Source organism: Undibacterium sp. TC4M20W (assembly GCF_049340245.1).
In the GTDB taxonomy this organism is placed as follows: domain Bacteria; phylum Pseudomonadota; class Gammaproteobacteria; order Burkholderiales; family Burkholderiaceae_D; genus Undibacterium.
In genome coordinates this window covers 244,607-258,273 of the sequence record NZ_JBMPPI010000003.1, presented here as the reverse complement: position 1 = coordinate 258,273, position 13,667 = coordinate 244,607, and the positions used below count along the sequence as shown (strand labels likewise).

The following is a 13,667-nucleotide window of genomic DNA, read 5'->3' as shown; positions in this document are numbered from 1 at the left end:
GTCGAAATTCGCCCTTGCAAAACGAACAGATTTGGTCTTTCCCGCATGTCAAACGGCGGCAAATGTGAGAAGCTGAACGTCCATCAACTCAAGAGTATGTACCTCTCGTCAAGGTGTAGGGCAACCGACTTGCGACTCTTTCTGGAATTCATCTTGACCTGGAGAAATCTGGTACATCACCAACTCGGCATCACCGTTCGGCACGGACCAGACCATTAATTCCCTCACTTTCATATTTTCGTACTCGGCGTCGTACACCAACCGGACTTCGTTAGGAAAACAGGATGACCCCACGAGAACTGACGACTTGTATTTACCAAATTTGGCAAACGAGGCCTGGACTGCTGTAGCGAATTGTTCCTTCTGCACTGAACCCTTCATCACGGGAGAGCCCATATCATAAAGCCGTGAGTAGTCCTGTTTTTCATAGAGTGTGCGAAATTTATCAACACTGGCTAGTGCGAGGGCCTTGTCTTTATCGAAATCCCCAACTTTGACGTGGGTATAGCAGGCAGATAACGTCGCCGCACTCAATAAGGCGAGAACTAAATATCGATACATATTGTGCATGGTATTAAATCCATTGCTAGGTTTCATTATGCCTCTCATGGTTGAGGCATTTAAATACGGAGAAATGAGGCTTCTGACCGCTACCTGCCGATCTGTGGTCGTAATATCCGAACGGCGCGCCACTTCCACAGTATTGGCTTTGGGTCGCCATCATGGCCATCACCATTTTGACGACTGGCAAGTAAATTGCAGATTGTACAAGAATTTAAACAACTGACTGGCTTGGGGGCAAACAATTGAAACAAAATAATTCGTTACGCATATTTCCCAAAGATGGATTTATCAAAATGGTAAACTGGTACTTTAGTTGTGATTTCTCAACATGAGAAAGTATTTGGCTTTTGGTGCCAAAATTTAGCCTATATTAAGTGACCTTTCTCTTTCAGATTTTTTATGCAATCGTTTAGCAGCACAAATACAATAACAAACCCAGAAATTTTGTACGGTGAGGAAAGGCTCGATTTTTTACGAGAGGAAGTACTGGCTGATTTGCTGGAGGCAAGCGCAGCCGCTTTCCCTGATAAGACCGCATTAATCTCCGGTGAGCTATCTGTCAGTTATGGGAAATTAAATGCTGATGCAGATCGTGTTGCCTCTGTTTTGATCGCTGCCGGTGTGCGGCCCGGGCATATTGTCGGCTTGTGGTTGCCGCGCGGAATACATTTGTTGATCATGCAGGTAGCCATTGCCAAAACTGGTGCTGCCTGGCTGCCGTTTGACGCAGATACTCCCATAGACAGGATTGCTGTTTGTCTTAATGATGCAAATGCCTTTGGCATCTTGAGCTGCCAGGCTTTTGAAGCGCAGTTGACTGAGCTGAATTGCCAGAAATGGCTGGCTGAAGATGCCTTGCTCGATACCGGGCAAGCTATATTAAAACGCGAGGCCGTCAAAGGCAGTGACCCTGCTTACGTAATTTATACCTCGGGATCGACCGGCAAGCCCAAGGGCATATTGGTGAACCAGGCCAGTATCTGTCATTTTTTGCGTAGTGAAAACCATGTGCTGGGCATACGGCATGATGACCGTGTGTATCAGGGATTTTCATTAGCATTTGATATGTCATTTGAAGAAATCTGGATCAGTTACCTGGTTGGTGCGACCTTGTGGCTGGCGCCAAAAGAAATTACGGCTGATCCAGATGCCCTGCCGCTAGCCTTGAATGAAAACCACATCAGTGTTTTACACGCTGTCCCCACCCTGCTCGCTTTATTCAGCCATGAGGTTGACAGTCTGCGCCTGATCAATCTGGGTGGCGAGATGTGTCCGGAGGTGCTGGTCAAGCGTTGGTCACGCCCAGGACGGCAAATGTTCAACACGTATGGGCCGACTGAAGCCAGTGTTTCTGCCAGCCTGGCGCAATTGCAGCCGGAACGGGCTGTGAACATAGGCAGGCCTTTACCTAATTATTCTTTACTTGTCATTGCTACCGATGTTGAAAACGGTTTGCGTCTTTTGCCTGCAGGTGAAATCGGGGAGCTTTGTATTTCTGGTCCCGGTGTGGCGATTGGTTATCTTGGACGCCCCGATCTGACGGCTGAAAAATTCCTTGCTAATCCATGGGCCAGAAATGCGCATGAGGCCAGACTGTATCGCACAGGTGATCTGGCCTGTTTTAACCCAGATGGCAGCGTGCAATGCCTGGGGCGGGCTGATGATCAGGTAAAAATCCGCGGATTCAGGGTGGAACTGGGCGAAATTGAGTCTGTTTTAGCCAAGCAAGCTGGCGTGGGTGCGGTTGCGGTTGTCTTGCGTAAAGATGAAGACATTGATCAGATCGTGGCTTTCATCGTCAATGATCAGCTCCCTGTCGATACTGATGCCAGCGTGTTTGCACAGCATGCGGTTGTCTTGCGCACCGAGTTAAGCAGGGTTTTGCCTATTTATATGGTGCCTGCCCGCTTTGAATATCTGCCTGAAATGCCCAGACTGACCTCGGGCAAAATTGACCGCAATACACTTAAAAAACTGACTTTGGCAAAGCAGGCTGCCAACAATGCATCTGATACGCCAGAAAACGAAACTGAGGCCGTGCTGTTTGATGCATTGGCCAGCCTGTTCCCTGGGCAGGCGATACAACGTGGGTCTGATTTTTTTATTGATCTGGGTGGCCATTCTCTGATGGCAGCAAAATTGGTGTCGATTTTACGCAAACACCCACGTTTTGCGTATTTCAGGATTAGTGACATCTATACGCACCGGGTGATTGCCAGGATGCTGCAAGTCCTGGAAAGCACAGGGCAAACGCAAGATGCATCAGCCGCCGCAAGCAAGCAACAATGGGCCACGGCACCGGAATGGAAACGCTGGCTTTGCGGCATAGGGCAAGCAGCAGCCATACCCTGGTTAGTGGCCATGCGCATGGTGCAATGGCTGGCGCCATTTTTCGCCTATCACTTCTTTACGGGCGACCCTGAAGACTCGATTGCCAGGGCTGTGTTCTTGTCTGTTGGTGTTTTCTTGTTGTTGACACTGACTGAATTTGCTGTTGCCATTATAGGTAAATGGCTGATTGCTGGACGCCTGAAACCCGGACGCTATCCGTTATGGGGATGGACTTATTACCGTTGGTGGCTGGCAGACAGACTGGTAGAAGCTGCGCCTACTTACATGTTGAGCGGCTCCTCCTTATACACGTGGTGGTTGCGTGCACTGGGTGCGAAAGTAGGGTCTGACGTCGTGATCGGCTCAATGACTCTGCGTGCGCCTGATTTGCTACGCATCGGTGACCGTTGCAGCATAGGTAATGCCAGCAATTTTGAAAACGCCAGAGTGCAGCATGGCGAGTTAATCCTGGGGTCAATTACGCTGGAAGACGATGCCTATGCCGGTTCGTATGCTGTGCTGGAAGGTAATGTACATATTGAAGCTGGTGGTCATCTTGAAGGGCAATCGGCTTTAAGTGAAGGGCAGCGAATACCAAAATCCAGAATCTGGAAAGGCTCGCCTGCCAGAGATGCAGGCGCATTTGATGCATCAATTTTCCCGCCCAGACCACAGGCTTCACGCTTGCGCCTGGCAGGAGAAGCTGTGTTCTTCGTATTTGGTTCGCTCCTGATCAGCGCCCTGTTTTTCATGCCGGTTTTCCCTAGCTTTGTGACGATAGACTGGTTTGATAATTCTGAGCTTTTCCCTGGTCTGCAAAGTAATTCCGTGATTTTCCAGCTCATGAAATATTTCTTGCTGGCTTTCCCTGCCACTGCGGTATTGATTGTATGTACGGCCTTGCTCTCTGCCGGCATACGCTGGAGTATTTTGCCAACCTTGAAGGAGGGGCAATATCCGGTTCATGGCAATACTTATTGCGGTAAATGGCTGGTCAATCAGATACAGGAATCCAGCCTGAATGTCTTGCACGGGGTATATGCAACGGTATATGCGCCCTTCTGGTATCGCTTGCTGGGTGCCAAAGTCGGGCGTGGTGCTGAGATTTCTACCGCTTTGGGTGTCGTGCCAGACATGCTGACCCTGGGTGATGAAACCTTTATTGCTGATGCAGTGTTGCTGGGTGATGAGCAAATTGATTGCGGCTGGATGAGCATGCATCCAACCGTCATTTCTCGCCGCAGTTTTGTGGGTAACGGTGCATACGTGCCTGATGGCACGATCTTGCCTGAGAATGTATTGATAGGCGTACATTCCAGCGCGCCAAATAATGAACAAATGCGTGAGGGCGATACCTGGCTGGGTTCGCCGGCTATCCATTTACCTGCCCGTGAGGAAACCAAGGGCTTTCCGGAGAACCTGACCTTCCGGCCATCGCTTATTCGCCGTCTGGGACGTGGTTTGATTGAGGCTTTCCGCATCATTGCGCCGCATGCGATGGTGATCGCTGTTGGCTATACCATCGTGCTGGATTTGATGCCTTTGGCCGGGGATGATCGCTGGAGTGAGGTTGTGTATTACCTGGTGGTTGCTGGCCTGCTGTATGGGATAGGTAGTTTTGCCTTTGTGCTGGTGTTGAAATGGATACTGATTTTCCGCTACAAGAAAAGCAGCGTGCCCATGTGGACACCTTTTGTGTGGATATCGGAAGGCATCACCAATCTGTATGAAGGTATTGCTGTGCCAAATTTCATGCGTTATCTGCGTGGTACACCCTGGCTGCCTCTGGTATTCAACTTGTTGGGCTGCAAAATTGGGCGCGGCGTTTATATGGATACCACTGATATTACAGAGTTTGACTGCGTCAGCATTGGTGACTATAGCGAAATCAATGCGCTGGCCTGCCCACAAACGCATTTGTTTGAAGACAGGGTCATGAAAATTGACCACGTCAGTATCGGTGAGCGTGTCTATATGGGGCCGCGCAGTTCGGTTTTATATAGTGCCGTGGTGGCAGATGGTGCCAGCCTTGGTGCAATGACACTGGTGATGAAGGGCGAATATATCCCTGCCAATTCCAGTTGGCACGGCTGCCCTGCTGCTATGACAGGTATTTGATTGATGCAGGTCAAACTGGCTTGTTCATTTTTAAAATGACAAGCCAGACTTACCAGACATTGCGTTAATGTGCCGGCATCCCAGTACTTATCAAGCCAGATAGCAGCCGGTTAGTGTTGCTTATAGTGTTGTCAGGTGTTGTCAATTGGACCCGGATGCGGGATAACGCACAGATGCTGTCAGGAAAGACGGGCATGCTGTGCATGACTTTATCCGTATAACTTTAAGCAGGTTCACCGAACTTGCGCGAGATGACAGAGAGCATAAGCGCTGATGAAACAATACCCAGAAAATTTTGCACAAAAACCGCCTTCTTCTCAACCGAAGAAAACGATACGCATAGAGTTGGCACGGTCTACTATCGTGGCAATTGTAGGTGTGGTGCTGGGCTTTGCACTACTCTCTCAGTTAGTCCCTGTCATTCTGGTTTTGATCACTGCGCTGATGCTGGTGGGTACTTTGAATCCGGCTGTTGACTGGCTTGAGCGCCGCAATATTCGCCGCTTTGCCGGCATCGCGATTGTATTTACAGTATTGATGGTGGTCTTGGTCGGTCTGGCGGTTTTTACTGTGCCACCATTCATTGCCCAAGTCGCCAGTCTTGTTCAGCAAGAACCTGAATTGCGCGGTCATCTGATTAAATTTCTCGCACAGTATCCGTTCACTGCCTCTCTGGCGGATGGATTACGGCATATTCAATACGCTGCACTGTTCAAATCTTATAGTAGCGAAGCCATGGCTTTTTCCAGGGGCTTATTTGAAATCATTGCGTATGGAGCTGGGGCATTTTTTCTCGCCTTGTACATTATGATAGACCGCGACCGTCTGCGTGGCGCATTGTTTGCCGTGATACCCCGTGCGCATCACATCAAACTGGCGCGCATCATGCTCAATCTTGAAACCATCGTTGGTGGTTACGTGCGTGGTCAGGTTCTCACTTGCGCCATGATGACGGTTTTTCTATTTATTCTGCTTACCGCCTGTGGCGTACCAAATGCAATAGCGATTGCCGCTTTTGGTGGAATTGTGGATGTACTCCCTTTCGTCGGCATTTTCCTCACCATGGTACCGGCTGTGCTCGCAGCATTTGCCGTTAGTGGCGTTGCCGCCACGGTGGTGGGTGTGTTGTTGCTGTGCTATGAAGAGTTTGAAAGCCGGGTATTGATCCCGGTCGTTTATGGACGCGCACTACGCTTGCCCTCTTCTATAGTTTTATTTGCATTGATCGCCGGCGGTACTTTGTATGGCATTGGTGGTGCCCTGTTGGCATTGCCAGTCGCAGCGACGTTGCTTATGCTGATCGATGAACTCAAAGTTGAATTGCCTGGCGAAAGCTTGCAAGCCAAGGACTTGGCAGTGCAAAGGGATGATATCGTCGGTGAGGCAGAATATTTGCGCCGCACAGATGGTATGCCCGCTGAAGCTGCGGCAGGCATTGCCCTCGAAATTTCTGGCGATAGAAAACATAGCGAGGGAGATAGAGCGGCGAAAGATTTTATCCCACCTGAGGATGCGGTTCAGAATACTTGAGTTAGCAAAAACGATCAGCACTGGTTTGACACAGAGCTATTTTTGTTAACTTTGCTTATCCTGCTTTGGTCGTCCCAGCACTTGCCTCATTAAAGCCGTACCTGGCGTTTCCCTGCCACCGGGCCCAGCCTCAAATCGTATATCGTCAAGCTGCAGTTGTTCTTTGCAAGCAGCGCAAGCCGGTACGGCAGTCGTGACGTGACCACAATGTTGATGGCGTACCAGTAAGGGTTGTAGTCCTTCTGCGGTGCGCCATTTATCTCCCCAGGCAGTCAATGCCAGTAATACTGGATATAAATCCCGCCCTTGCTGCGTCAGGCTATAACGCCAGACACGTTTATCCTGCGCATCGGTATGTCGCTCGACAATGCCCTGCTCCATCATTTTTTTCAACCGGGCGGTCAGAATATTGGATGCCACGCCAAGATTGCGCTGGATATCATCAAAACGCTCAAACCCCAGAAACAGGTCGCGCAAGATCAACAATGACCACCACTCACCAATGACTTCCAATGTGCGGGCTATAGAACAGGAAAAATCAGAAAACGAACTGCGCTCCATAATTTAGCTTGCTTGATGCAAGTTAACTGTTTACATTACTTGCATTATGCCAGTGAAAGTTCACCATGTATGCTTATATCGTTGAGAACAAACTTCGTAAAACCTTTGCTGCTATCAACACAGGCGATGTCAGCCTGATGCTGGATAGCCTGGCTACTGATTTTGCATATCGCTTTGAAGGAGATTCGCCGATTTCTGGTTTGCGTAATTCACGCGTATCTATGGCTTTATGGTGGGAGCGCTTATACCGTTTGTTCCCAGGATTACAATTTGAAGTAAAAGAAGTTGGAGTCATTGGACCGCCCTGGAATACCCGTATTCATGCAGTGCTGGATTTCATTGTTCCGCACCAGCCGGATGGGCCCTACAAGAATGTAGTAATGCAATTCATGCGCATGCGCTGGGGTAAAATCACCTACGTCCATACACTGGAGGATACGCAGCGTTGTGGCCGTTATCTGGCGTGGAGTGCAGCACAGGGATGCGACGAAGCATTGGCAGCCCCTATTACCGATCAAACCTGGCCAGGTTCCGGGCCATTCTTGCGGGCTTAGATTTGAATATTGAGATCTTATTCTGATCTATATCAGCTAAACATTTACCCTCATGGGAGCAAACTGCTGCAAACACTCCCGCAATATCTGGGTAGCGTTTGCAGTAGAAATTTGTTCACTTCATTAACGGATAAATTGATAGCCTGAACTTACCAGTTTGCTTTGGACAAAATAACCAGCCACTTGCGCAGTACCAGCATTTCCAGATGCCCGGCCTGTATGCCTGTACTGCAATCAAGGACAGGATTGACATAGTAAGAACGCTGCCGGAAGTCGCGGCAGACAAAAATTTCGCGACGTCCCAAGCGCATCACAAAAGAGCTAGGTGCGAATTGCAGACTAAAGCGTGTATCAAAAGACTGTTCGAGGTTTGCCATAATTTCAATCTCCATATCGGTTGGTATGTGATAGAGGAACTTCATCAAAACAGCCATGCGTTCATCCATGGACGAACTTTAACACAAACTACTGTATGCGCAATCAGTATTTTAAAAACTGTGGTTTTCTCACCTCCCTGCAATTTCTTGCTCCAGTCACATAGCGCGGGCACATAAAATAAACTTTGAAGTCTGTCGCCATATTACATATACTGTATATTTAATCAGTATATGTAATATGACCCACGTTTCCTCACTTCCTCCTGAACGCATACACCCCGCATTATGGCGTGCATCGCAACTGGCGCGTGGTCAGGGTGGCTATTTGCCCAGTGGCTATGCAGAACTCAATAATGAACTGCCGGGCAATGGTTGGCCGCAGGGGCAATTAACCGAGATTTTGTTGCCACAGATTGGCACGGCCGAGCTCAGCTTGCTCAAGCCCGCCTTAAGCCAACTTGATGGTCGTCCCATTGTTTTGTTGACGCCACCTTATGTACCGCAAGCATTGGCTTTTGCATGTACAGGTTTGCAATCATCGCAGTTGATATGGATACGCTGTCAAAAGCATGTTGATGCCTTGTGGGCGGCTGAGCAGGTGTTGCGCAATAGCAGTTGTGGCGCGCTGTTGTTCTGGACATCCAGCATCCGCAGTGAAGCTTTGCGTCGATTGCACCTGGCAGCACAAAGCTCGGAGACTTTATTCTTTTTGATGCGTGACATGCGGGCGGCACAGCAAGCCTCTCCCGCTCCCTTGCGATTGAGTGTCCAGACCAGCCAATATGGTCTGGAGCTGGGCATACTCAAACGCCGTGGCAGCCAGCGCGATGCGCCGCTTGCATTGCATGTGCCCGATCATCCTTATTTGTATGCCTATGCTCATCCAGGCAAAGAAAAACTTGCGACAAACTATGGCAACTTGCCCACCACTGTGGATAGCCGTTCACCTGCCTTTACTCCAGCTTGAGGTGTTTGTCACTCCCTTGTTTGCTCAGCAAGAGACACAAGTCAGTGTGATACTCCATCAAGGTCGGGTAACGTCCATGTCTGAATCTGCCGATCAGGCTGGCATACGCTTGAATATGCGTGCGGGTGGCGTGCAAATGCTGTCTGCCGATGCTGATTATTATCAGCGTGATCACAATAAAGAAAAACTGGCACTGCAGGCAGTGGCAACTGCATTGCTGCAATACTCGCCACAAGTCTGTCTGGCAGAAGATGATTGTATACTGGTTGATATCAGTGCCAGTCTGAGTTTGTTTGGGGGTGTACGCGCTTTGCGTAAACGCATGCTGGAAAGCATGCGCATTCTGGGTTATACGGCAACGACTGGCATTGCTCCCGTTGCCAGGGCTGCCTGGTTATTGGCCAAGCAGGCATCGCGCAAATTACCCAGAGGGCAGCATGTCTTTAAACTGCAAAGATTGAGCCAGCGCCTGGATAGGCTACCAGTCAAATTGCTCACGGCAGCTCAGCCTTTGACTGAATTATTGCAGGGCATAGCCTGTTATAGCCTGCGGGATTTACGGCAATTACCCCGCCCCGGCCTGCAGAGACGTTGCGGCAAGGCTTTACTCATGGAGCTGGATCAAGCCTATGGTGAGCAGGCCGAAGTACACGAATGGTATCTGGCAGCCCCAGAATTCAAAGTCAAAATTGAATTGCCAGACCGTATAGAGCTTGCAGAATCACTTCTCATTTTTGCCCGCAGTCTGCTGGCCCAGTTGCTGGGATGGCTGGCAGCGCAGCAACTGGCAGTTACGCATATACACATGGAGTTATTGCATGAACGTGGTCGCCAGGCCATCCCGCCGACCATGTTTGATCTGCAACTGGCACAAGCATGCTGGCAAGAGTCGCATCTGCTGAGTTTGTTTAAAGAAAAATTCAACCAGCTCAAGCTGCATAGTGCCGCCATTGGTATGCTGCTGGAAGTAAAACAGACCATCTTGCGCGAAGCACAAAGCTATACATTATTCCCTGAACCTGGTGGACAGGCAAATGAACATAAACGCTTGCTTGAACTCCTGGTTGCCCGTCTGGGCGAAGATAATGTCTTGCAGCCAGCGCCACAAGCGGACCATAGGGCGGATATTGCCAATCATTGGATTTCTGTCATCAAGAAAGCTCCGCCACCCTGCCCGGCATCCGCTTTGGCAGGCTATGCCTTGCGCCCTAACTGGTTATTGCCGCAGCCGCTGGCGCTGGATATCCAGGAGCATCGTCCTTATTACGGCTCAGAACTTAAACTCGTTTCCCCGGCTGAGCGTATAGAAGCCGGATGGTGGCATGAGCAGATACAAACCCGGGATTACTACATCGCTGTCGATAAGCGCCATGTGCGGTACTGGATTTATCGCGAACGCGCCAATGATCCCGACAGTGAAGAACCTGTCTGGTTCTTGCACGGCATTTTTGGATAGTATTTTGGATAGATCAACATGAGTGCCTTCCTGCCCGAATATGCCGAATTATTTTGCATGAGCAATTTCAGCTTCCTGCATGGGGCATCACATTCAGAAGAGCTGGTGGCGCGCGCCATTAAACTGGATTACCGTGCCCTGGCCATTACCGACGAGTGTTCCTTTGCTGGCTTGGCAAGAGCATATACAGCAGCAAAAAATACCGGCTTGCATCTCATCATCGGTGCTCACTTTAAATTGGAAGATGTAGAAGCACCTGAAAATAATGTGCATCTGATTGCCCTTGCTCAAAACCGTGAAGGCTATGGCAATTTGTCTGAAATGATCACTCTTGGCAGATGCCGGGCGACCAAGGGTAGTTATTTATTGACACCCAGGGATTTCGTCACCCCACCACCGGGTTTGGAACATTTGTCTGGCTTGCCAGATTGTCTGCTGATACTGGTACCAGCCTACCCGGCAGAAAGTAATGTACTACTGAAACAAGCCAAATGGTTGAAGCAACACTTCCCTGGTCGCTCCTGGATAGGTTTGAATTTACTGATGCAAATTGCAGATGAATTTCAAAAACAGAAGGTTGATGAGGTAGCTGAAGCTGTGCAATTACCCGTCGTTGCCATTGGCCAGGTCACCATGCATGTCAGGTCTCGCAAGCCCTTGCAAGACACGATGACTGCCATACGCCTGTGCCAGCCTATCACTGAATGTGGTTACACCCTGGCGATGAATGCAGAACAGCATCTGCGCTCGCGTCTGCGGTTGGCGACGATCTATCCGCTGCATACCCTGGCCGAAACGGTGAGGATTGCAGAACTGTGCAGCTTTTCATTGAATGAATTGCGCTATGAGTATCCGCACGAACTGGTGCCTAAAGGATATACGCCTGCCAGTTATTTAAAGTTCCAGGTCTATAAAGGAGCTGATCTGCGCTATCCGCAAGGTTTGCCCTCATCAGTAAAAAACAAAATAGAACATGAGCTGCACCTGATTAATGATCTGGCTTATGAACCTTATTTTTTGACAGTGTTTGATATCGTTAATTTCGCCAGACAAAAGGAAATACTCTGCCAGGGACGTGGCTCGGCCGCAAACAGTGTGGTCTGTTATTGCCTACACATCACCGAAGTCAACCCAGAGACACATACCTTGTTGTTTGAGCGTTTCCTGTCCAAGGAAAGAGGCGAGCCGCCGGACATCGATGTCGATTTTGAGCATCAGCGTCGCGAACAAGTCATGCAGTATATCTATGATAAATACGGACGTGACCGCGCTGCCATAGCTGCGGCAGTGCACACTTACCACCCGCGTGGCGCCTTGCGTGATGTGGGGAAAGCTCTGGGCGTAGATCTGGCCATCGTCGATGCTGTGGCAAAATCACATCGCTGGTTTGATAGCAAACAAGAGTTATTCAAGCGATTCACTGAATGTGGCCTGGACACCAACTCTCCTATCGCCCAGCAGTGGGCCTTGTTGGCAGGGAAATTGCTGCGTTTCCCGCGCCATCTATCCCAGCATAGCGGTGGCTTCGTCATCGCACGCGGCAAATTATCCAGGCTAGTGCCGATAGAAAATGCGGCAATGAAAAATCGTAATGTGATTCAATGGGATAAAGATGACCTTGAATCCCTGGGCTTGCTCAAGGTTGATGTGCTGGCCCTTGGCATGTTGTCGGCATTGCGGCGGGCTTTTGACTTGATGGCTAGCTTGCCAGGCAAACCTAAGTGCATGCAGGATGTGCCACGTGAAGATCCACTGACTTATGACATGATCTGCAAGGCAGACACCGTCGGCGTGTTTCAGATAGAGTCGCGGGCGCAGATGAGCATGTTGCCGCGCTTGAGACCCCGAGAATTCTATGATCTGGTAATACAAATTGCCATTGTGCGGCCCGGCCCCATACAAGGCGGGATGGTGCATCCTTATTTACAAAGACGTCAGGGCAAGCAGCCTGTAGAAATCCATCAAAATCCGGGGATGCGGGCAGCACTGCAACGCACTCTCGGGATACCTATTTTCCAGGAACAGGTCATGCAAATCGCTATGCATGCGGCAGACTTTACGGCGGGAGAAGCGGATGGCTTGCGCCGCGCAATGGCAGCCTGGAAACGCAAGGGTGGCCTGGAAGGCTATGAAACCAGGATTGTAGAAACCATGGTAAAGAATGGTTATGAACGCAAATTTGCGCAAGGAATCTACGAGCAAATGAAGGGTTTCGGTGATTATGGCTTTCCTGAGAGTCATTCAGCCAGCTTTGCCATCCTCGCGTATTTCAGTAGCTGGATCAAGCGTCATGAGCCTGCGGTATTTTTATGTTCGTTGTTGAATTCTCAGCCCTTAGGTTTTTATTCGCCTTCGCAATTGATACAGGATGCGCGTCGCCATGATGTGCAAGTCAGTGCCATTGATGTGACCTGTAGCGATTGGGACTCTTCACTTGAAACAGAGACACAGTTCAATAAATTTACCGAAACCCTGCAGCCCACTGTGCGCATGGGGTTTTCGCTGTTGTATGGCATGTCTGAAGGTGCTGCCTTGCGCATCATGCAGGCACGTCAGGAACAGGCCTTTGTTGATGTGCATGATCTGGCAAAACGCGCACAATTGAGCCAGCATGATTTGCATGTACTGGCTGCAGGCAATGCCTTGTCAGCGCTGGCCGGACATAGAAGGCAGGCACTGTGGCAGGCAGTGGGTGCCATGCCTGATAAGGATTTGTTGCGTGTTACCAGCATACAAGAGCAGGTGCCGCAACTGAAAGCACCTTCAGAAGCACAGGAAATTTATAGTGACTATCATGCGACCGGATTCAGTCTGCAGCGCCACCCTCTTGCTTTGCTACGACCACAATTGCTGGCTAAACGTTTCTTGCCTGCAGAAATGCTGAATACCTTTCAGCAGGGGCAATTTGCGCGCGGCTGTGGCCTGGTCACGGTAAGGCAAAGGCCGCAGACGGCCAAGGGGGTCATCTTCATCACCATAGAAGATGAAACCGGCCCTGTGAATGTGATTATCTGGCCAAATGTGCTGGAAAAACAGCGCAGTGAAGTCTTGAGCGCACCACTGCTGGGCGTATATGGTATCTGGCAATGCGAAGCCGAAGTCAGGCATCTTGTTGCCAAACGCTTGGTGGATATGTCACATCTTCTGGGGCAATTGGAAGTGGGCAGCAGGAATTTTTGCTAAGCTTCCCCTGCCCTTCAAATACACAA

General features: G+C 49.8%; 9 protein-coding genes. 6 read left to right on the top strand and 3 right to left on the bottom strand.

Annotated features, from left to right (window positions below; translation table 11 throughout):
• Nucleotides 1-108: 108 nt before the first annotated feature.
• Entirely contained in the window at nt 109-597 is a 489-nt protein-coding gene (locus tag ACO0LL_RS05615; RefSeq protein ID WP_422949897.1) for a hypothetical protein, read from the bottom strand.
• Nucleotides 598-963: 366 nt separating this feature from the next.
• On the opposite strand from ACO0LL_RS05615, the gene ACO0LL_RS05610 reads away from it, so the two are divergent.
• Nucleotides 964-5,013 carry a Pls/PosA family non-ribosomal peptide synthetase gene (locus ACO0LL_RS05610; protein ID WP_422949896.1) on the top strand — a complete coding sequence of 1,350 codons (4,050 nt, stop codon included), beginning with the start codon at nt 964-966 and terminating at the stop codon, nt 5,011-5,013.
• A gap of 273 nt (nt 5,014-5,286) precedes the next feature.
• Nucleotides 5,287-6,543 (top strand): AI-2E family transporter, encoded by a 1,257-nt coding sequence (locus ACO0LL_RS05605; RefSeq protein ID WP_422949895.1) that lies wholly within the window; start codon nt 5,287-5,289, stop codon nt 6,541-6,543.
• A 45-nt stretch (nt 6,544-6,588) separates the two neighbouring features.
• Here the strand turns inward: ACO0LL_RS05605 and ACO0LL_RS05600 are convergent, their stop codons facing one another.
• On the bottom strand, nt 6,589-7,104 hold the full coding sequence (locus tag ACO0LL_RS05600) for a winged helix-turn-helix transcriptional regulator (RefSeq protein WP_422949894.1): 516 nt from the start codon (nt 7,102-7,104) through the stop codon (nt 6,589-6,591).
• 65 nt (nt 7,105-7,169) lie between these two features.
• Here ACO0LL_RS05600 and ACO0LL_RS05595 point away from each other — a divergent pair, with 65 nt between their 5' ends.
• Nucleotides 7,170-7,658, top strand: a complete 489-nt coding sequence (locus tag ACO0LL_RS05595; protein ID WP_422949893.1) for a nuclear transport factor 2 family protein — start codon at nt 7,170-7,172, stop codon at nt 7,656-7,658.
• A 149-nt stretch (nt 7,659-7,807) separates the two neighbouring features.
• Here the strand turns inward: ACO0LL_RS05595 and ACO0LL_RS05590 are convergent, their stop codons facing one another.
• Nucleotides 7,808-8,035 (bottom strand): hypothetical protein, encoded by a 228-nt coding sequence (locus ACO0LL_RS05590; protein WP_422949892.1) that lies wholly within the window; start codon nt 8,033-8,035, stop codon nt 7,808-7,810.
• A gap of 238 nt (nt 8,036-8,273) precedes the next feature.
• Here ACO0LL_RS05590 and imuA point away from each other — a divergent pair, with 238 nt between their 5' ends.
• The 3 genes from imuA to ACO0LL_RS05575 are packed head-to-tail and all read left to right on the top strand — an operon-like array spanning nt 8,274 to nt 13,641.
• On the top strand, nt 8,274-9,002 hold the full coding sequence (gene imuA, locus ACO0LL_RS05585; RefSeq protein WP_422949891.1) for a translesion DNA synthesis-associated protein ImuA: 729 nt from the start codon (nt 8,274-8,276) through the stop codon (nt 9,000-9,002).
• Nucleotides 8,935-10,458, top strand: coding sequence for a Y-family DNA polymerase (locus ACO0LL_RS05580; protein WP_422949890.1), 1,524 nt, complete (start codon nt 8,935-8,937; stop codon nt 10,456-10,458). The genes imuA and ACO0LL_RS05580 overlap by 68 nt, the downstream gene beginning before the upstream one ends.
• Before the next feature lie 18 nt (nt 10,459-10,476).
• Nucleotides 10,477-13,641: an error-prone DNA polymerase gene (locus ACO0LL_RS05575; RefSeq protein ID WP_422949889.1), complete on the top strand. Its 3,165-nt coding sequence runs from the start codon at nt 10,477-10,479 to the stop codon at nt 13,639-13,641.
• Nucleotides 13,642-13,667 lie beyond the last annotated feature (26 nt).